Source organism: Paenibacillus sp. CFBP 13594 (assembly GCF_014842675.1).
In the GTDB taxonomy this organism is placed as follows: domain Bacteria; phylum Bacillota; class Bacilli; order Paenibacillales; family Paenibacillaceae; genus Paenibacillus; species Paenibacillus amylolyticus_B.
Map to the genome: position 1 here is coordinate 65,223 of NZ_JACYVQ010000012.1, position 18,675 is coordinate 83,897.

The following is an 18,675-nucleotide window of genomic DNA, read 5'->3' on the forward strand; positions in this document are numbered from 1 at the left end:
TCCTTCATTTCATTATGATGTTCATAAGATCATGCTAAACGGTGATCTGACTTCATTATACCTTGTGAATTTACGTTTGATGAGAGAAAGAAGTTTCACATAGCGGAGGGGCAAGGAAATCCTGCTCCTTTTTGATCTTTTGTAAGTATGGCTGGGGGAGGCATTAGACATCATCAAGCGAGCCGCAGCCTTTACCGGGACGGTTTATTTATGTTTATTGAACGCGAGGATGAGTATGTTATATTGAGGAGAGGAAAATCAAACGATACCATTACATAACAGGTGGGATGTAAGATGTTCTTTTTTATTACATTGCTCGTGTGCTTCGCTGTATTCATGTTGCTGACTTCGTTCTTCAATAGAAAACATAAAGTTCTAATCTCGTTAGTCAGTTCGCTGGTAGTGAGTACGCTGCTTCAGGCTCTGGAGCAATTTTACCTAAGCGGTATTTTAGTGGCATCGTTTTTGGTTTATTTTATAATCGGAAATATCAGCACTTTAAAAAGCAATCAGCTTAGGCTAATCTTGGCGGTATTATTCAGTACGTCCATAGTAACACTGGTGCTCTCGTTTACATACTTCAATCAAACCGCAGCTCCACCGGATGCCGAGATTCTTAGAGTTATGTTTATGTACTACCCTTTATTAGTTGTATTTATTGCCTGTTATATCTACATGCTCCTCAGCTTGTTCAATTTTAAAATGTTGCAAGCCACCAATCCGTTCCTCTATATCTGGAATAAGGTTCTTGCTTTCAGACGGATGATGCGTTTGTTCTGGATTATCTCACGTAAAGGTTTGGCTCATTTGATTCAGCAGGATCATGCCAAATTGCCCTTTGCGATTGCTGAGGTTTTGGATAACATGGGCGGCGTGTTTGTTAAGTTTGCTCAAGTGTTATCGACCAAAAAAGACATGCTGCCTGCCAACTATATTCAAGCGTTCTCCAGTCTGCATGATCAGGTTAAACCGCTGAGCCAAGATGAACTGAAAACAATCATTGACACTAGAATCGGAAATATGGATGAAACCTATGAATCCTTTGGGATGGAGCCGATTGCTGCGGCTTCGATCGGACAGGTTCATCTGGCAAAGCTAAAGTTAACGGGCGAGAAGGTTGTTGTTAAAATTCTAAGACCTGACGTGAAGCAGAAGATGACAGTGGATTTGGATATTTTGATCCAGTTTGTCACATGGCTGTCCGAACGCTCTATCAAAATCAAGAGGCTTGGGTTAATCCAGTTGGCCGAAGGATTCAAACAGAATTTGCTTGAAGAAACCGATTTTGATATCGAGGCCTTAAATACGAATCTGTTACGAAAAGCCTTCCAGGAACATGATATTCAGATCCGTGTTCCTAAAATCTACGCCGAGTTCTCAACGAAACAGGTGCTCACCATGGAATATATCGAAGGAACCAGCTTCACAAAAGCGGTGACAAACGACGTTTCGGTGAGGGTGATGCACGCATTTTTGGATCAAATTCTGATGATTGGTATCTTTCATGCGGACCCCCATCCTGGCAACCTCATGCTTACTTCTGATGGAGAAGTTGCTTTGATCGACTTTGGTTCAGTGGGATATCTAACGGATGAGGAACGAGAAGGCATGCTAAGTTTCCTGATGGGTTACAGCACTAAAGATACGAAAGAGATGGCCCTTGGCTTAACGCGAGTCTGTGAGGAAGGAGATTTACTGGATCATAAGCTGATTGAACAACGCCTTAACCGTTTGTTAGCAGAAGCATCTTTCTCGCCAGACCCGACAAGTGTCATGATGAAACGTATGATGACCCTGATCACGGATATGGGGATGTCCTTAAAACCGACCATTGCTGGTGCGTTTAGGGCAATCATTACGCTGGATGGTACGTTGTCATCTGTAGATGATACCTATTCTTTATCCGCAGCAAGCCAGTCCTACGCCAGCCATATGGATAAAGGGCAGATGGTTAAGGAGCGCATAAGCAAGGTCAAGGACCAGATTACGGACTACCTTCCTAGATTATTGGAACTGCCTATTCTGAAGGAAAATAAAATTACGATTGCTCGTGAGCAAAATCATTCATTGAATGATGTTATAGGCACGTTAACTGTGGGGATTTTCACGGTGATCTGTATGGTTGTTATGCTCGCAAGCTTTGTAATACAGAGCGAAGTTATGCGATTTCTACTTGGTCCATTATCCATATCAGGCTTTGGTGTAGGGATGACCATTTTGAGTGTGTCTGTAATTAAACATTTGAAGCCTAAGGTGTAGTGTATAGATAGATCAGGATGAATGAAACAATCGTTTACTTTTTTATTAATCAATTCAATCTACGGCAAAATGCACGACTGCACTATATAACATTTTGGTGCGAATAGGATCAAATGTTACTTGATGTTGGACTTGCTTCACACGCAGCATCAGCGCTTTATTGATTTCAATTCGATCTTCAATCACTCGCGCCAGTTCATGAAAGTCATAAGCCTGCAAGCATTCGACTTTATCTTTAATCATATCCAGTGAGATTTCCATATTTAAGTCATGCCTCCTCCAAATGTCGTTCTGCAGGTTAAATACCTGCCGAGCTTCATTTTAGAGGAGCTTTTCCAGTTCGGCAAGAGCAATCGGGCTGAAAATCTAATAAAGACGTGATAAAATCGGGAAAGGGCAATTTCGAGATCATCGAACTTTCAATAATCTGAATATCTAATGGAAGTAATAACAGATACTGCTGTTTGAACAAAGTTACATTTGCATGGTATAAGTGAAGAAGAAGGCTAGGACACCATAATGTGAATTGCCACGAAACTGCGAATGATCATGTAAATGATAGGCCAGCAGATGCATGAGTTACGAGTTTTACTATGTTAACTATTAATGAGGACAAAGACTGTCCTGGAATGTATAGAGGAGCTTTTGAGATGACAAAGGAAAATTTTTGGCGTGAATTGCCACGACCATTTTTTATACTGGCACCCATGGAAGATGTGACGGATGTTGTGTTTCGGCATGTCGTAGGTGAAGCGGGAAGACCGGATGTGTTTTTTACGGAGTTTGCGAATACAGAGAGTTATTGTCACCCGGAGGGGCACCATAGTGTGCGCGGGCGTCTGACTTTTACAGCGGACGAACAGCCGATTGTGGCTCATATCTGGGGAGATAAACCGGAATTCTTTCGTGAGATGAGTATCGGTATGGCGAAAGAAGGATTTAAAGGCATCGATATCAATATGGGTTGTCCGGTAGCGAATGTAGCCGAGAATGGAAAAGGAAGCGGATTGATCTGCCGGCCAGCCCTTGCGGCGGAGATTATTCAGGCGGCGAAAGCCGGGGGGCTACCGGTCAGTGTAAAAACGCGTCTTGGATTTACTGAGGTCGATGAATGGCGCGACTGGTTAACTCATATTTTGCAGCAAGACATCGTAAATCTGTCCATTCACTTGCGGACGAGAGAAGAAATGAGCAAAGTAGACGCTCACTGGGAACTGATTCCGGAGATTAAAAAACTTCGTGATGAGATAGCTCCTAATACATTACTGACGATTAATGGGGATATTCCTGACCGTGAAACAGGCCTGAGACTCGTGGAGCAATATGGTGTGGATGGTATTATGATTGGACGCGGTATCTTCCAGAATCCGTTTGCTTTTGAGAAGGAGCCGAAGGAACACAGCAGTGAGGAATTGCTTGATCTGCTACGGCTGCATCTGGACCTGCATGATCAATATTCCGAGCTTGAACCGCGTTCGTTCAGCCCGCTGGCCCGGTTTTTCAAAATCTATGTTCGTGGCTTCCGCGGTGCTAGTGAGCTGAGAAACAGCTTGATGAACGCCAAAACCACTTCTAAAGTACGCGAATTGCTCAATGAGTTTGAAAGTAATGAACAGGTGGAGTAGAGTAAGCCGTAATCATGGATACGAAGTATGATTCAGGTAGATTTAATAGAAAAAAAGAAGCGGTAACTTTTCCGCTTCTTTTTTTTGCTTTGCTGTTTAACGCGTATACTCTGGCTTCTCTATTGCGACTGGCTGAGGATTCGCTAATACCCATAACACAGCCAACTCGGATAATCTGGCAGGCGCATCAAAATCGTATCCATCATGAAGCCTGCTGACCAGGTTTGCTGCCTCTTGGAGTAGTGCCGGGGCGAGTGGCGCACCAATGCCCAGGTGACGAATCAGTGCATCCAGCATCTTGCGATACTCTGCATCCCAGTTTCCTCCGCCATTATCCAATACTTCATGGGATACACGCCCTGTGATGCGGATAACCTCTCCCTGCACCGTTTGAGCATGGCCCTGGGCGGGAATGAGATATTCCCACAGCTCTTGATGTTGCTTGGGCCAGGTGGTTGCCGTTACCTGAATGGGGGTGGTCCCATCGTGCATGATCCGATTTGCTACCGGCTCGACATCAAATAGCCGGTAAAGTTTGATTAGCGCGTCTGAAACTTCATCGACCTTGTCCTGATTGAACTTCTCACGAACGAATTCAAAATCCTTACCAATCCGCTTCACCGATTCTTTCATATCTGGCGTGACCGATGCACCAGCATTCAGCAGAATGGCGGCAATCTCCGCCAGATCGACAATATCACTATTCCTGCAATTGACTAATCCCTTAGCTAATGGCGTATTTCCCTTATTATTTTCAACGTTAATAGCAGCACCTTGATTTACCAACTCTTGAACCACTTTGGTTCTATACCCATTGACCGCTGCATGTAACGGTGTTTCATTTTGGTAGTCCACAGCGTCCAGATCCGCACCTAATTCAAGGAACAGGGGGACATTTCCTGACCAGTGTGAGGCATGGGCATGTAAAGGCGTGCGTTGATATTTGTCGCGTGCATTAATATCTGCCCCTTGCTCTACCAGCCAGCGGACCACTTCATCCGATATTTGACGAAAGCTGAGGGTCGTACCTTTGCTGTATCCCCCACGGGCATCCCATTCGCATTGCTCGAAAACCTCTTTTACGGTAGCGATATCATTATCTTTAACGAGTTTTTCCATATGAGCAGGTAAGGTTGCTTTCTTCGTAGCCATTACACTCTTCCTCTCTTTTGTGAATAACAACGTATGTTCCAATGGTAGGCTATGACGATTTAATAGTAAGTAGATAATTTTCTGCAATTTTATCACATAGGGGAATTTAAAACCAATAACTGGGTTTCTTCCATCGTCAATTTGTTTTGCTATGTTATAATTTAGGTGAATGTTGATACTGGAGACGGATTGAAAAAAAATATTTGAAATGATCACCGCAATTTATGCGGTAGGCTTTTGATAATAGGAGGATTTATGTCCTGGAGTAAATTGAAGCAACAACTGGAGAGTTTTCTTAGTCCCGCGTTAGTTGGAAGGGTGGAGTACCGTGCTACCAGCTATCGCTATTCACCTGATAAATCAGGCAATTGTTATATTACTGTAGATAAAAAAAATGTACTCAACATGAGTGATACAACAACCCCAATCCGATGGTATCAGTCAGAGCAGGAGATCAAGAGCGATCCGGAGATCATGATTCCTGTGAGCGATGAAGAGATTGAAGCTATCAGAAAAGATTCCAAAGGACCCATTCCCGAGGATCGTCTTCAAGTCATGGCAAGAAGTAGAAAGATCTCCGTACATGCCAAAGAGCTGTTGTTGGCTCAGACCGCACTCAGTAAATCGAATTTTACCGTTGCAGCCACGACATATCTATCGACTTCTATAGAGGATAATCTGGAGAGCAAGGATATCTTGTTTAATATTCTGGCTTTAATGGACAGACGAGTTGGCAAAAAGCGAATTCTGAACATGTCGGAGCAGGTCAAATTAAAGCATCCAGCGGTACAATATTTTTATGAACTGCGTCGTCGTACGTTGTGAAATTGAATAACTTTCACGGATAGAGGTACACTGTGTCGGTGACGGTTTCACTGAAATCTGTCTAATAAGTGGATATAGCTTTTAACTATAACCAGTTATGGTTTTTAAGTATCCCTTCTAACTGCTCTCAGCGTGATATGATCATTGTATACAACGAGGGGGTTTTTTACATGACTGATAAGTTCCAGATCGTAGGAAGTTTATTGCGGCCGGATGAGCTGCTGAAATATAAAACGCAAATTGAACATAATGATGATATCCAATATCCGTTCTATGAAAACTACGAAGGATATGAAAAGTGCGAGACGGAGGCTATCAAACAAGTTGTCGCTAAGGAAATCGAACATAACTTGTCCGTGGTTACCGATGGCGAATTCTCCAAATCGATGTGGCATCTGGACTTTGTATGGGGATTTGGCGGAGTAAAGCGTTACATCGCGGATCACGGCTATTTTTTCAGAGATGTGGACGGAACTTCGAAATATGAAACACGCAAAGATATTGGACTACGCATTACTGATAAATTGAGTGGAAAGAACCATCATTTCATTCAACTGTTCCAACAACTGCAAGACACAGCTGGCGAGCAACAAACGAAACTTTGTGTACCGTCTCCTTCCCATATTTTCGGTGAGCTTTCCTGGTCGGATAACATTGGTGGAACGGATGCTGTATATCAGAACATACAGGAACTCAAAGAGGGTCTTGTGATCGCGTATAAGGAGTTCGTGGAGGAATTCGCTGCGGTGGGCGGTAAAATTCTGCAATTCGATGATTGCTTGTGGGAACTGTTTGCAGACGACAACCCGAACTCTCCTTTTACAGGGGAAAATATTAATCAAGATGAAGTAAAGGGTCTCGCTACCGAATTCATTGATATTAATAATACCGTGATTGACTTCGGACATAGTCTTGGCTTGAAAATGTGGACACATAACTGCCGCGGCAATTATGATTCCCGCAACATGGGTGGTGGATCGTATGCCAAAATTGCGAATCTGTTCCTGAAGCAATTGAAGTATGATCGTTTCTTCCTGGAATGGGATGATGATCGTGCGGGTTCAATTGAAGCTCTGGAAGTGTTCAAGGACAGACCGGAAACGGAAATTGTACTGGGTCTGTTGTCATCCAAAACGAGTACACTCGATGATGAAGCACGTGTTGTCCGTTTGCTGGACGAAGCTTCCAAAATCATCGATAAGGATCGGCTGCTGCTGTCTCACCAATGCGGCTTTGCATCTTGTGATGGCGGTAATGAATTAAGCGAAGCTCAGCAATGGGCGAAGATTGATCAAGGGCAGAAGATTGCAAAGCAATATTGGGGCAGCACGATCTAGGATTTAAGCTAAATGTGTTGTGACCTTATAAACACAATGTTTGATCAATAGTGTTATGCGCGATAATGAAAGGGCGACTTTTCCTCTGGAATCTATCCAGGGAGAAGCCGCCGTATTTGTTGTGGAACGTACACATGGTTAGGTTCTCATGTCTATAACTTTTTTAAACTAATGATGACGCATAGGCATGTCTTTCTTTATTACTGCGATTCACGCTGAGCCAGCCATTCCTTTTTCAACAAAGCATATTGATACGTATTCTCGTATTTCGGTGTGCCGTCCTCATTATTGACAAATGAAATGAACTCCATAAAAAGACCTTCCCGGCGCATGCCCAGCTTCTCACACAGTTTCTGAGAACGGAAGTTATCATCCTCGACATAGGCGTACAGTCTTCTTATTCCCTGTTCCATAAAGAGATTTTCGATGAAAGCATTGGCGCTCTCACTGGCGTACCCTTTCCCTTCATATCTGCCATTAAAATTCCAACCAATACTATACGTATCTGAATTCGAATCCTTATCCGTATCGGAATCCCGATCTTCCCTCATACCAAACAGCTCACCGATCAGCTCGTTACTGTCTTTCAGGCAGACCGCGATGTGGGAATCGTCACTGCTTCTTTTTGCGACCTCTGTCTCCGCGTCTTCCAATGTTAAAATTCGTTGATCCATAAAACAATTCACTCTGGGATTTGCCGTGTATTCCAATAGTCCGGCTGCGTCCGTTACGGTGAAATTTCGCAGGATTAATCGATTGGTTTCAAGTGTTTGCATAAGATATACCTCCGGTTTTCATATCAATAGATTGGCTATGTTCATGTTGTATCTCTTTTTATTTTACGAGACTCCCTATTCGTACTATAACTGGGTATAGCCTTGGGTTTGGCTTTGGTACTGTCTGACCGGGAGAACAATCCCACCAATTTCTCCCTATAGATATAACCGAGTACAAACCCGATTACAGCGATAACAGAAATAATAATGGCGATTGTGTATTGTTGCATATGAATTGTGGACCCTATAACGGTAGATGCGATGATCCACGGCAGACGACCAACGATAAGGATCGTGAAGAACCTAAACGAACTAATCGATGTAAGTGCGGCGACAAATACAAGCATGTCTTTGGGCAAGCCGGGAATTACGAAAAATATAAATAAAAAAGCGGAGAACTTCTTCTCATCATGAATTAAAGACATCCACTTATTATTTTTCTTTTGCATTAGTCGTGAAATATAGGCGCGACCGATGTAACGAGTGAAATAAAAGGCGATCGCTGAGCCTATAATCAAGCCTATTGTAGTATACAAGGACCCAATTGTAACCCCATAGATATAACCGCCTGCAATCTGTACCACTTCTCCTGGAATAGGTGCAACCACGATCTGAAGAATCTGGAATAAAATAAACATGACCGGACCCCAATGGCCTGTTGAATGAATATACGCTCTGAAATTGTCCATGGAAGACATGATTTTAATAATGGCAGGAGAATAATACACCAGTAGACCAATGGACAACATGATGAACAGACCCAACAATATGTTAATCATTATTTTTTTCGAAGTTTGTGGCATTCCTGACGACCCCTTTGTGTAATAACTTCTACATATTTACAGTATAAGACGAAATTATTAAGAGATACCTACATAACTTCTGAAGAATTCTTAAGTCGATTGTATTTGCTGGTAGTCGCTAATAGCGCATATTATACTGAAATTAGACGGAGGGATCAGATGAGCAAGAAAATTCTAATTGCTGATGATAACAGTGAAATTCGTGAAATTGTAAGGATTTTGTTAGAGAGCGAGAATTATGAAGTGATTGAAGCGATAGATGGTCAAGATGCGATTGATAAAGTGAACGAAGAGACGGATCTCATTATTTTGGATATGATGATGCCCAATAAATCGGGGCTGAAGGCGTGTCTGGAGATTCGTGAAAAAACAAGCGCACCGATCCTGTTTCTCACAGCGAAAACGCAGGACTCTGACAAACAATTGGCCTTTTCCTCAGGCAGTGATGACTTTTTGTCCAAACCCTTTTCCTATACAGAACTCGTTTCGCGGGTGAAGGCTTTACTGCGGAGATATTATATATATCGGGGCAAGGAGAAGACCGAAGAAAAGGACCAAATTATCGTTAAGGATCTTACCGTCCATCAGGATTCAAAAGCCGTGTTTGTTGGGGAGAAGGAGATTGCTCTAACTGAAATTGAATACCAGATCTTGCTCCTACTGGCCAAGAAACGACGTAAGGTGTTTTCGGCAGAAAACATCTATGAGAGTGTTTGGGGGCAACCCTACTTTTATACGTGTAATAACACAGTGATGGTTCATATTCGTAACTTGAGAGGCAAACTGGAGGATGACCCGCAGAACCCTAAATATGTGAAGACCGTTTGGGGGAAGGGGTACAAAATTGAATAGATTATTCATAGGAAAAAAGCTGAAGATTAAACTGGTTCTGGCGGTTGTCATTTCTTTGGTCATTTCCATAAGTGCACTCGTTATTTTACAAGTTGTTGGCGAGACTCTATTGGATAGTTATTTAAGCAAATCCACTTTTGTAGAGAACAGGCAGCAAGATGCGCTTGATCGATTCGAAGCATTTGTGGATAACCAGAACGTGTCAACCCGTGATCATGAGGAATTGTCTGCTTGGATAAGTCATGAGCGCTACTTAAATCTGTATATTTTTGCAAAAGACAAATTGATATTTTCCTCCAATACGGGGATTGATCCGGCCATTAATGAAGAGTTGTTAACTCAATTCGTGCCATCGAAAATACCCATTACCACCATCCACTTTGCGGATCAGGATGCCCAGATATACTTGGTTAGCTTTTATGAGTATCAATACTACAACCTCATTCTGATTATTGGTGTTTTCATAGCGGCCATTGTGTTCCTCGTTTCCTTTCTACTGATGATTAATAAGAAAACATCTTATATTGGCGTGCTTGAACAAGAGATCAAAATACTCGAAGGTGGAAATTTGGATTATTCGATTACGATATCGGGAAAGGATGAACTGTCATCTCTGGCCCAAAGTATTGATGAGATGAGGAAATCATTTGTGGAGCGGCTGGACAGCGAGGAGAGGGTCAGGATGGCCAACCGTGAATTGATCACGGCGATTTCCCATGATTTGCGAACGCCACTCACGATTCTATTAGGATATATGGATATCATAGAGCTCAACAAATATAAGACACATGAGGATCTGTTGCAGTATATTCATAATAGCCGGGAGAAGGCCTATCAGATCAAAGTGCTGTCGGACAAACTATTCGAATATTTTACGGTATCCTCGGCCGCTGAAGAAGAGGAAGTAGAGTTTGAAATGTATGAAGGCAGAGCACTTATCGATCAACTCATAGATGAGCAATTAGTGGTTTTGGACGATATAGATGTGCAGGTTCAGACAGATGCACATCATGAGGAGTTTTTGTTGGAAATCAATCTGGTCGCCATGCGTCGCGTAATGGATAACATATTTTCAAATATTCGAAAATACGCCGATCCAGTGCATCCTGTTCATATCCAGATTTCTTTGAAGCAACAATGGGTCATTCTTGAGGTAGAGAATAAGATTAAACGTGTTGGCAAAAAGAATGATAGCAACGAAATCGGGCTCGTTAGTTGTCAGAAAATGATTCAGCAGCACAACGGGACGTTGAAGGTTTCGCAGGAAAAGGATATCTTTTCACTACAGATTAAGCTACCTGTCATCCTCAATAAACCAACACAGACTCATATATAACGGATCTCTTGAAATGATACTGATTGTCTTCCGTGGGATTTCTCTGGCTGTCTGATTTTGTTGTTACCTTAGACTGCTGTAGTGGAGAAGCTTGCTAATGGGCATGGGCGAATGAACATCGCTCTACCATTCACACTATACAAAAAGAGCCATGCGACAGCATGGCTCTTACATATATCGTGAGAGGGCAAGACTCATGTTTTAAACAACAGGTTCATTCTGTTTCTTGAAATATTGTTCAATTAAAAACGCGAGCATCGGTCCGGGCTCAGTCTTCTGTAATTGAGCCTGATCGCCAAATTCCATGAGATACGGCTGTTCCGTAGTACAAGGAGTCCAATGAGGCATCAGCTTTCCGGTGGAGTCCGAGCCGTTTGGATCACCTGTAGCAATAAAGTTGGATAAATAATTGCACATCTGGCGGGCCAGATCATAATGCTTGCCTGTGAAAGGCCGCCAGCATTTGGCGAGTGTTTCGAAGAAGAACCACAGATCGACGGAGTGAAAAGTGCCTGGCTGGTCCCAGCCCGGAATCTCGGCGTCGAAGTTATAATAGTAGAGAGGCGTTTCAGACGGATGACCGCTGTTCGCGCGAATGGCGAGCAGAATGGCATGCTGGATCATGCGGACCGATGCCTGTTGCAGGGCATGCTCGAATTGGCCGGAATTAGTCTCACATAGCTGCAAAAAGGTAGGAGCATCCTCGCCAAACAGCTCCACAGCCATCTGTTTCAGTTCTTCCAGATTGGCTGCGGCGGGACGGGTCCAGAATTCTGAAGACGTATGCCCCAGCATTACGGGTATCGCCTCGCGCTCCTGCTGAACAAAACGAGTAAACGAATCGCCTGCGCAGAATTGTTCGTCGATGACGGTTCCCCAGAAGCTTTTATATTCGAGGGCTTTGTCACGGAGAAATTCAGCATCCAGTTGTCTCGCCTCAGTCAGGGAAGATACGCCCAGGAAGTCGAAAAATGCAACCCCGGCTTGCTCTGCATCCCGCAGTGTGGAACGGACAGAAGGCACACGGACTTTCGGGTACAACTCCGTAGCCATACCGCTCATGATGACGGCTCGCTGGAACAAGCCCTTATTTTGCGGAGAGGTCATCTGGCTGAGTACACTTCCCCCGCCTGCCGACTGTCCACCGATCGTGATCTGGTCTGGATTACCGCCAAAGGCGGCAATGTTGCGTTTGACCCACTGTGTGCCCGCTTGCTGATCGAGATGACCGAAGTTGGCGGGTGCATGGGGGGATTCGGCACTAATCTCAGGATGACACAGGAAGCCGAAGGCATTCAGCCGATAATTAATCGTCACAACGATAATGCCTCTACGGGCGATTCGCTCGCCGTCAAATTCCATTTCGGCCGTATGGCCCACTTGGAGGCCCCCGCCAAAGTACCAGACAAAAACAGGCAGCTTCTCGTCCGTGCGTTTGGCTGGTGTCCAGACATTCAGATACAGACAATCCTCATCCATGGGCAGGTCGGGATCAACGGCCCATTCGCGGGTATAAATATTGTTGTCATCGATGACTGTTGGGGCTTGCATGGAGATGGGGGCAAAATCAAAAGCTTGCAGTACACCTTCCCAGCTCGACTGCGGCTGCGGAGCGCGCCAGCGGTTCTCACCTACAGGAGGTGCGGCAAAAGGAATTCCCTTGAAGCTGGTAATCCGCGGGTCCGCCGCGGGCAGTCCTTGCACTTGTCCATGTTCTACCGTAACCATTCTAAGCATACAACATTCTCCTCTCTGGATTTAGCGTGTAAGCGTTACCGTAAATCTAATCAACGATATATAAGATAAACCTAACGCCAGAACAAGGCGGATTAGGAAGGGGGGATCAAGGTTGAATCCGATTTGGCATGAGAGCAATAGAGCCAGTAATTTGTATTTTATCAGCGGTGGTCACAAGCCAGCCAACCCTCACCAATGGGGGCCAGGCGTGCGAGACGTTTATGCGTTGCACTATATTATCCGCGGCCAAGGGACGCTGGAGACGGGCGGCCGCGTTTTTCGGTTAGTTACGGGGGAAAGCTTTATCATATTTCCGCAAAAGGAGATTTATTATTATCCAGACCCGCAAGATCCATGGGAGTATGTCTGGGTGGAGTTTAGCGGTGAGGATGCCGGGCGGTTGCTGGGGCTGACGCAGTTCTCAGAGGTACAACCCGTGGTGACGATCTCACCGGAGACACTGCAGCCTTTTTTCCACCTTGCCTGGAACGCGGGTGCGTCATCCTATGAGTTACTAAGGGCTGATGCCCGTTTGCGTCTGTTGCTCTCCTACTATATGGAGCATTATCCGAAGGAGCCGCAGGTGGATGCCAAGGATTATGTCTGGCTGGCGAGAAAGTACATCGAGCAAAACTACTGGAAGCCGACACTGACCGTCACGGAGATCGTAAAGGCAGTTAATCTGGAGCGCAGTTATTTGTTTCGTCTGTTTAAGGCAGCAACCGGCAAGTCTGTTTTGGAGTATATTACATCCTGTCGAATCGAGCGCGCCTGTGAGCTGCTGAAGACGTCGGGCCTGCCGATTCAATCGGTAGCCTATTCTGTCGGATACAATGATCCGTTATATTTTTCCAAAGTATTTAAGAAAGCAACTTCACACACGCCAACATCGTACATGATGTTGCACGGGACCAAGGCATAACGTTAACGGAACAGGGCGCAGTTCCCGGACTCTCGGAAATAACGGATCAGCTTCTCAATAGGCTCGCGTCCACAGTTCAACTTCACTCCTATACAATCGATGCACAGAAATTGCTGGGCAGAGCGCGAGATCAATTTGAGGTAGATGCCCACATCGTCTGAAGAGAGCGGAACCTGACAGGAGGTGCACAGGCGATGTTGAGTCATCTATTTCACCAGTTTCGCACGCACAATTAAACAATCATGTGCTGCGACAACGGGAGCGAAGCGTTCACGGAATACGCCAAGCTCTTTATGTTCCCAGCAGTCATACAGGGACAGGGCATAACCGGCAGCGTAAGGCAGACCCATATCCCAAAATTGCAAAGACAATTCCCGCTGGTTGTCGCTCAGGTTGAAGAAACCAATAGCTAGATCACCATCTGTGAGTACTTTCACCAGCATAAATACATCGTCTGTGTGAAACCATTGCGGTTCTGGTTTAATGCGGTAAGCTCCGCGTGCTTCTACATCCTGATTGATAGCGATCAGGTCAGGATTAAGGAGAATATCCTTTGTAATCTGGTTAGCCTTGCGCACGTCGCATCCGATCATTAATGGGGAACCCATCATGGACCAGAGTGAGAAGTGGGTTTTATATTCGATGTCGTTGCATCCGCCGATGCTGCCAATATAATCATTGTTGCTTCCACCGTACATACCAACGATTAGCATATCCATGTCGTTATGGCAGAAAGAGCCAGTGTAGCTTTGTTTCCCGAGTTGGGACAGGGCAAGTTCCTTCGCTGAATCCCAATTGTCACGGATATCGCCGGTGGAGCGGTACATATGAGCGCCCGATTCCCGTATCCAATCGTATACATCGTCGGCTCCCCAGTTGCAGGCGGAGAACAGGATATCGCGTCCGCAGTTTTTGAGCGCAAGGCTCATCCGTTTGTACAGCAGCTCTCCTGAGATATGGCGCGGCTTGAAGCAGTAGTCATACTTCAAATAATCAACGCCCCATTCGGCAAAAAGGGCAGCATCCTGGAATTCATGCTCAAAGCTGCCTGGATACCCGGCACATGTATGCGTACCCACGCATGAATACATGCCGAACTTTAGTCCTTTGTTATGGATATAATCAGAAAGCGCTCTCATTCCACTCGGGAATTTCTCCGGGTCCGCCACCAGATTGCCGTTTGCATCACGTTCCTTCAGGCTCCAGCAATCATCAATGACAATATACTCGTAACCAGCGGCCAGATAACCTTCCGATACAAACACATCTGCGACATCCCGAATTAATTGTTCGTTAATATCCCACGTAAAGGTATTCCACGAATTCCAGCCCAAGGCAGGGGCAAAGCCTAACACTTGATTGTTGCTCATGCTCTCGCATCCTTCCTCATCTCGGTTTGGTTAACAACACTAAACTGAACATAAACGATGAGCGACGTATCCTGCCATAGCTTAACGTTGCTTGGACATGGACAGATGTTGCTCTGCTTGTGCTGGGGGAATTAGCTCTTCCAATCAGGCTCTCGGCAGGTATTCAGAAGTTGCCGGTAAAAGCATAAGAAAGGAAAAATGTCTGTCTGCGAAGAAGTTATATCTATCTTTTCAGGGATCTGTGCTAAACAATGGTATAGATGTTATGATCGGTGATAATGCTTGAACAGGTTGTCAGAGCAACAGGGAAATTTGAATAGTATTCAGTTTTTTAGGAAAAATACCCCATTAGGGAATCCCTCATGTGAATGGTAATAATCTCGCCGGAATGATTTTGCATATGGCAGAATGGTTCGAATAGGATAATGTGTAATTTTCCAACGGTTGTTCGTTAAACATAAGTTTCTGTTTGATATGATCAGATATATAAATTATAGGATGGGGAGTGTCACGAAATGAATCTAGATGAAGTGATGCAAGAGCTGGAAGCACTGGGTAAAGAACGAACGAAAAAAATCTACATCTCCAACGGTGCGCATGAACCGTTATTTGGCGTGGCAACCGGGGCGATGAAACCAATGGCGAAGCGAATCAAAAAGGATCAACCTTTGGCGGAGCAACTATATGCAACGGGGAATTATGATGCGATGTACTTTGCAGGCGTGATAGCCGATCCTCAAGCGATGACAGAAGATGATTTCGACCGTTGGATTGACGCTGCTTATTTTTACATGATCTCTGACTTCATCGTTGCCGTTACGCTAGCGGAGACGGATATTGCTCAAGAAGTTTCGGATAAGTGGATCGCCAGCGGAGAAGAATTGAAAATGTCAGCAGGATGGAGCTGTTACTGTTGGTTGCTCGGCAGTCGAAAGGATGCTGAATTTTCGGAGAATAAACTGATGGAGATGCTGGAACAGGTCAAAAAGACGATTCACGAATCTCCGGAACGAACGAAATATTCGATGAACAACTTCCTGTATACTGTCGCAACATCCTATCAACCGTTGCACGATCTGGCGGTGGAGACAGCCAAGGCTGTGGGACCTGTCGAAGTGAACAAGGACATGCCCAAGAGCAAGCTGCTGAATGCCTCTGAGAATATCCAAAAGGCTGTGGAAAAAGGGCGGACGGGCTTCAAGCGTAAATATGTAAGATGCTGAAATTTTTGCCGTAGCGTCAGTTTTAACATACGGAACATATGGTTATCGTGGGATTGAAATCCACAATCTCCATGTTAAAATGGGGACGGAAACAGCTTATCATGCAAAGAAAGCCGTGCGCTAACACGACACTCTGACGCAATAGCCGCTTTTAAGGGCGGTGGGCTTAACAAGAGGATACACGATCAAGTAGACCGCAACCTTTGCCAGGGTGAGCGGTCTATTTGTGTTTTTAACTTGATATAGCAACATCAAATCTACTTATTGTATAAAAACAAGAAACCCTTACATATCTTTTCTTTTAACCATTTCTTTGGCTTGCTGTCTGCCCGCCGAGAGAAAGCTGTCGCTAAGCTCAGGATCACTAACAGAGCGTGCAAGTACAAGCGAACCAACCATTGTACTGAACAGTGCACGACCGCTGGACATATCGATCTCAGCCAGATTGGAGATAAAAGTGATCATCCGCTCTAATTCATGGGTGAACACCTGCCGAATTTCTTCGGACGAACGGGATATTTCGCTGGAAAGGGCGGGGAAAATACAGCTCATTTCCGTTTGGTCGCGGTGATACGGACTCAAATAATAATCGATTACTTTATTAATTTTGGAATTCTGCTCTTCCTGATCAGCCACGTTCTTTAGAAGTGTAATGGTATCACTAATGGCATATTCACAGGCTTCGGCAACCAATTGTTCCTTGTTGTCAAAATGTGAATAGAACCCTCCGTGAGTTAATCCAGCTCCCTTCATAATAAACGGGACACTCACTTCCTGGATACCATTGGTGCGAAAAGCTCGAGCCGCACTTTCAACAATCTTACCTCGTACTTTTATCTTATGTCCTTTAGGATAGGGCATGATCATTCACTCCATAGTTTCATCATTATACTTTTTAAAATATTATAGTCATCATAATAAAGCCTGTCAATTTGGCGACTGAATATCTGTTGCTTTACAAACGGATAAAATACGGTTGTTGACGATTTTAAAATATGATGATTATAATATATTACGGTCATCATATTTTAAATTGACTTCAAATCGGGAGGTATCAGAATATGAGCAAGCTTAAATCTGTGGATACGTTAGTTATTGGATCAGGTCCAGGTGGTTATGTGGCGGCGCTTCGTTCTTCGCAGTTGGGGATGAAAACGGCGATTGTTGAACGTAAACAGCTCGGCGGGGTCTGTACACATGTGGGTTGCATACCATCCAAAGCTTTAATTGCGGAATCGCATCGCTATGATTGGTTCAGACAGTTCAATCAAGCTGACGCGGCAGCGACATTTAAGACTGCTCAGGATTTTAAACAGGGGGTTGTGGATAAACAGGCAGGTGGCGTCCACTATTTGTTAAAGACTGCGGGTGTGAACATTCTGGAAGGAGAGGCCAGTCTGGTGGATGAGCACACAGCCATGATCCAGCAAGCTGGGCAGGAGCAAAGCATTTCTTTTAAAAATCTCATACTGGCAACGGGGTCTCGTCCAATTGAATTGCCAGCATTTCCAGTTGGAGGTCGCATCTTATCTTCCACTGAAGCATTATCTCTACAGGAGGTTCCGAGTAGTCTGATTGTGATCGGCGGAGGTTATATTGGGGTGGAGCTTGGACAGATGTATGCCAAATTCGGAACCAAGGTAACGATTCTGGAGGGAGGCGCACAAGTATTGCCTGGATTCGAGGGGGAACTTGCAGCCCCTGTAGTCAAACAATTGAAGGCGGACGGCATCCAGATCGTAAACGGAGCGATTGCCGAAAAGGTGGAGCACAATGCGGATTCCGTTACACTGCATTATTCAAAAAATCAGGAGCAGCAACAAGTTACAGCAGAATATGTACTGGTTACAATCGGCAGAAAACCCAATACAGACGGCCAGTTAGGACTGGAACGCATAGGTGTGCTCGTAACGAACAAAGGACTGGTTGAGACGGATGAACAGTGCAGAACGGTTATCCCTCACATTTACGCTATTGGAGATATTACAGCCGGTCCGGCACTTGCCCACAAGGCATCCTATGAAGCCAAAGTAGCCGCAGAAGCCATTGCTGGTCTTACCTCCAAAGTGGATTACAAGGTAATTTCGCTTGTCGTGTTTTCTGATCCGGAGATATCCAGTGTTGGGGTAAGTGAGACGGAAGCCAATGCACAGGCCGTTCCGGTGGTTATTGGGAAATCTTCTTTCGGGATTAACGGAAGAGCATTGGCATTAAGAGAACCCGAAGGATTTGTGAAAATAGTGGCAGACCCGACCACAGGAATTGTCATTGGTGCGCAAATCGTAGGCGTGGAGGCATCCACACTGATATCGGAGCTCGCACTCGCAATTGAGATGGGGGCAACCGTGGAAGATCTGGCCATGACGATTCATCCTCATCCGACTTTGGGAGAAGTGATCATGGAGGCAGCCGAGAATGCGGTCACCAAAATTAAAAAGCAAAAATAGTCAGCAAATTT

Annotated in this window: 17 protein-coding genes; 9 read left to right on the top strand and 8 right to left on the bottom strand. The window is 44.8% G+C overall.

The window, feature by feature from the left end; all coding sequences use genetic code 11:
* Positions 1–294: 294 nt before the first annotated feature.
* Positions 295–2,259, top strand: coding sequence for an ABC1 kinase family protein (locus IFU39_RS27885; protein WP_192136006.1), 1,965 nt, complete (start codon positions 295–297; stop codon positions 2,257–2,259).
* Positions 2,260–2,313: 54 nt separating this feature from the next.
* On the opposite strand, the gene IFU39_RS27890 is transcribed toward IFU39_RS27885, so the two are convergent.
* Positions 2,314–2,520, bottom strand: a complete 207-nt coding sequence (locus tag IFU39_RS27890; RefSeq protein WP_192136008.1) for a DUF2536 family protein — start codon at positions 2,518–2,520, stop codon at positions 2,314–2,316.
* Positions 2,521–2,909: 389 nt separating this feature from the next.
* On the opposite strand from IFU39_RS27890, the gene IFU39_RS27895 reads away from it, so the two are divergent.
* On the top strand, positions 2,910–3,884 hold the full coding sequence (locus IFU39_RS27895; protein ID WP_124118585.1) for a tRNA dihydrouridine synthase: 975 nt from the start codon (positions 2,910–2,912) through the stop codon (positions 3,882–3,884).
* 96 nt (positions 3,885–3,980) lie between these two features.
* Here IFU39_RS27895 and IFU39_RS27900 read toward each other — a convergent pair whose 3' ends face one another.
* Complete coding sequence (locus IFU39_RS27900; RefSeq protein ID WP_192136010.1) at positions 3,981–5,036, bottom strand: ankyrin repeat domain-containing protein; 1,056 nt, start codon at positions 5,034–5,036, stop codon at positions 3,981–3,983.
* A 255-nt stretch (positions 5,037–5,291) separates the two neighbouring features.
* On the opposite strand from IFU39_RS27900, the gene IFU39_RS27905 reads away from it, so the two are divergent.
* Together IFU39_RS27905 and IFU39_RS27910 are read left to right on the top strand one after the other, a co-directional pair.
* Positions 5,292–5,861 carry an SF0329 family protein gene (locus IFU39_RS27905; RefSeq protein ID WP_192136012.1) on the top strand — a complete coding sequence of 190 codons (570 nt, stop codon included), beginning with the start codon at positions 5,292–5,294 and terminating at the stop codon, positions 5,859–5,861.
* Positions 5,862–6,031: 170 nt separating this feature from the next.
* On the top strand, positions 6,032–7,198 hold the full coding sequence (locus IFU39_RS27910) for a cobalamin-independent methionine synthase II family protein (RefSeq protein ID WP_091019746.1): 1,167 nt from the start codon (positions 6,032–6,034) through the stop codon (positions 7,196–7,198).
* A gap of 200 nt (positions 7,199–7,398) precedes the next feature.
* Here the strand turns inward: IFU39_RS27910 and IFU39_RS27915 are convergent, their stop codons facing one another.
* Entirely contained in the window at positions 7,399–7,974 is a 576-nt protein-coding gene (locus tag IFU39_RS27915) for a GNAT family N-acetyltransferase (RefSeq protein WP_105602098.1), read from the bottom strand.
* A gap of 41 nt (positions 7,975–8,015) precedes the next feature.
* Positions 8,016–8,753 (bottom strand): TVP38/TMEM64 family protein, encoded by a 738-nt coding sequence (locus IFU39_RS27920; RefSeq protein ID WP_244661138.1) that lies wholly within the window; start codon positions 8,751–8,753, stop codon positions 8,016–8,018.
* 183 nt (positions 8,754–8,936) lie between these two features.
* Between IFU39_RS27920 and IFU39_RS27925 the strand changes: the two genes are divergently transcribed.
* Both IFU39_RS27925 and IFU39_RS27930 read left to right on the top strand, forming a co-directional pair.
* A complete protein-coding gene (locus IFU39_RS27925) occupies positions 8,937–9,629 on the top strand; it encodes a response regulator transcription factor (RefSeq protein WP_091019742.1) in 693 nt (230 codons plus the stop codon).
* Positions 9,622–10,965 (top strand): HAMP domain-containing sensor histidine kinase, encoded by a 1,344-nt coding sequence (locus tag IFU39_RS27930; RefSeq protein WP_192136016.1) that lies wholly within the window; start codon positions 9,622–9,624, stop codon positions 10,963–10,965. Before IFU39_RS27925 ends, IFU39_RS27930 begins: the two co-directional genes overlap by 8 nt.
* A gap of 201 nt (positions 10,966–11,166) precedes the next feature.
* On the opposite strand, the gene IFU39_RS27935 is transcribed toward IFU39_RS27930, so the two are convergent.
* On the bottom strand, positions 11,167–12,702 hold the full coding sequence (locus tag IFU39_RS27935) for a carboxylesterase/lipase family protein (protein ID WP_192136018.1): 1,536 nt from the start codon (positions 12,700–12,702) through the stop codon (positions 11,167–11,169).
* A gap of 112 nt (positions 12,703–12,814) precedes the next feature.
* Here IFU39_RS27935 and IFU39_RS27940 point away from each other — a divergent pair, with 112 nt between their 5' ends.
* Positions 12,815–13,624, top strand: a complete 810-nt coding sequence (locus tag IFU39_RS27940) for a helix-turn-helix domain-containing protein (RefSeq protein WP_192136020.1) — start codon at positions 12,815–12,817, stop codon at positions 13,622–13,624.
* Positions 13,625–13,626: 2 nt separating this feature from the next.
* Here the strand turns inward: IFU39_RS27940 and IFU39_RS27945 are convergent, their stop codons facing one another.
* Both IFU39_RS27945 and IFU39_RS27950 read right to left on the bottom strand, forming a co-directional pair.
* A complete protein-coding gene (locus tag IFU39_RS27945) occupies positions 13,627–13,830 on the bottom strand; it encodes a hypothetical protein (RefSeq protein WP_091019733.1) in 204 nt (67 codons plus the stop codon).
* On the bottom strand, positions 13,831–14,994 hold the full coding sequence (locus IFU39_RS27950; protein ID WP_192136022.1) for a glycoside hydrolase family 27 protein: 1,164 nt from the start codon (positions 14,992–14,994) through the stop codon (positions 13,831–13,833).
* 515 nt (positions 14,995–15,509) lie between these two features.
* On the opposite strand from IFU39_RS27950, the gene IFU39_RS27955 reads away from it, so the two are divergent.
* Positions 15,510–16,217, top strand: a complete 708-nt coding sequence (locus IFU39_RS27955; protein ID WP_192136024.1) for a DNA alkylation repair protein — start codon at positions 15,510–15,512, stop codon at positions 16,215–16,217.
* Positions 16,218–16,502: 285 nt separating this feature from the next.
* Here IFU39_RS27955 and IFU39_RS27960 read toward each other — a convergent pair whose 3' ends face one another.
* Positions 16,503–17,078: a TetR/AcrR family transcriptional regulator gene (locus IFU39_RS27960; RefSeq protein WP_091019728.1), complete on the bottom strand. Its 576-nt coding sequence runs from the start codon at positions 17,076–17,078 to the stop codon at positions 16,503–16,505.
* A 200-nt stretch (positions 17,079–17,278) separates the two neighbouring features.
* Between IFU39_RS27960 and lpdA the strand changes: the two genes are divergently transcribed.
* On the top strand, positions 17,279–18,664 hold the full coding sequence (lpdA, locus tag IFU39_RS27965; protein ID WP_192136026.1) for a dihydrolipoyl dehydrogenase: 1,386 nt from the start codon (positions 17,279–17,281) through the stop codon (positions 18,662–18,664).
* Positions 18,665–18,675: the final 11 nt, after the last annotated feature.

Excerpts from the sequence above, each read along its gene's own strand:
- IFU39_RS27885 (WP_192136006.1), top strand. The coding sequence starts at position 295 with ATGTTCTTTTTTATTACATTGCTCGTGTGCTTCGCTGTATTCATGTTG.
- IFU39_RS27890 (WP_192136008.1), bottom strand. The coding sequence starts at position 2,520 with ATGGAAATCTCACTGGATATGATTAAAGATAAAGTCGAATGCTTGCAG.
- IFU39_RS27895 (WP_124118585.1), top strand. The coding sequence starts at position 2,910 with ATGACAAAGGAAAATTTTTGGCGTGAATTGCCACGACCATTTTTTATA.
- IFU39_RS27900 (WP_192136010.1), bottom strand. The coding sequence starts at position 5,036 with ATGGCTACGAAGAAAGCAACCTTACCTGCTCATATGGAAAAACTCGTT.
- IFU39_RS27905 (WP_192136012.1), top strand. The coding sequence starts at position 5,292 with ATGTCCTGGAGTAAATTGAAGCAACAACTGGAGAGTTTTCTTAGTCCC.
- IFU39_RS27910 (WP_091019746.1), top strand. The coding sequence starts at position 6,032 with ATGACTGATAAGTTCCAGATCGTAGGAAGTTTATTGCGGCCGGATGAG.
- IFU39_RS27915 (WP_105602098.1), bottom strand. The coding sequence starts at position 7,974 with ATGCAAACACTTGAAACCAATCGATTAATCCTGCGAAATTTCACCGTA.
- IFU39_RS27920 (WP_244661138.1), bottom strand. The coding sequence starts at position 8,753 with ATGATTAACATATTGTTGGGTCTGTTCATCATGTTGTCCATTGGTCTA.
- IFU39_RS27925 (WP_091019742.1), top strand. The coding sequence starts at position 8,937 with ATGAGCAAGAAAATTCTAATTGCTGATGATAACAGTGAAATTCGTGAA.
- IFU39_RS27935 (WP_192136018.1), bottom strand. The coding sequence starts at position 12,702 with ATGCTTAGAATGGTTACGGTAGAACATGGACAAGTGCAAGGACTGCCC.
- IFU39_RS27945 (WP_091019733.1), bottom strand. The coding sequence starts at position 13,830 with ATGACTCAACATCGCCTGTGCACCTCCTGTCAGGTTCCGCTCTCTTCA.
- IFU39_RS27950 (WP_192136022.1), bottom strand. The coding sequence starts at position 14,994 with ATGAGCAACAATCAAGTGTTAGGCTTTGCCCCTGCCTTGGGCTGGAAT.
- IFU39_RS27955 (WP_192136024.1), top strand. The coding sequence starts at position 15,510 with ATGAATCTAGATGAAGTGATGCAAGAGCTGGAAGCACTGGGTAAAGAA.
- IFU39_RS27960 (WP_091019728.1), bottom strand. The coding sequence starts at position 17,078 with ATGCCCTATCCTAAAGGACATAAGATAAAAGTACGAGGTAAGATTGTT.
- lpdA (WP_192136026.1), top strand. The coding sequence starts at position 17,279 with ATGAGCAAGCTTAAATCTGTGGATACGTTAGTTATTGGATCAGGTCCA.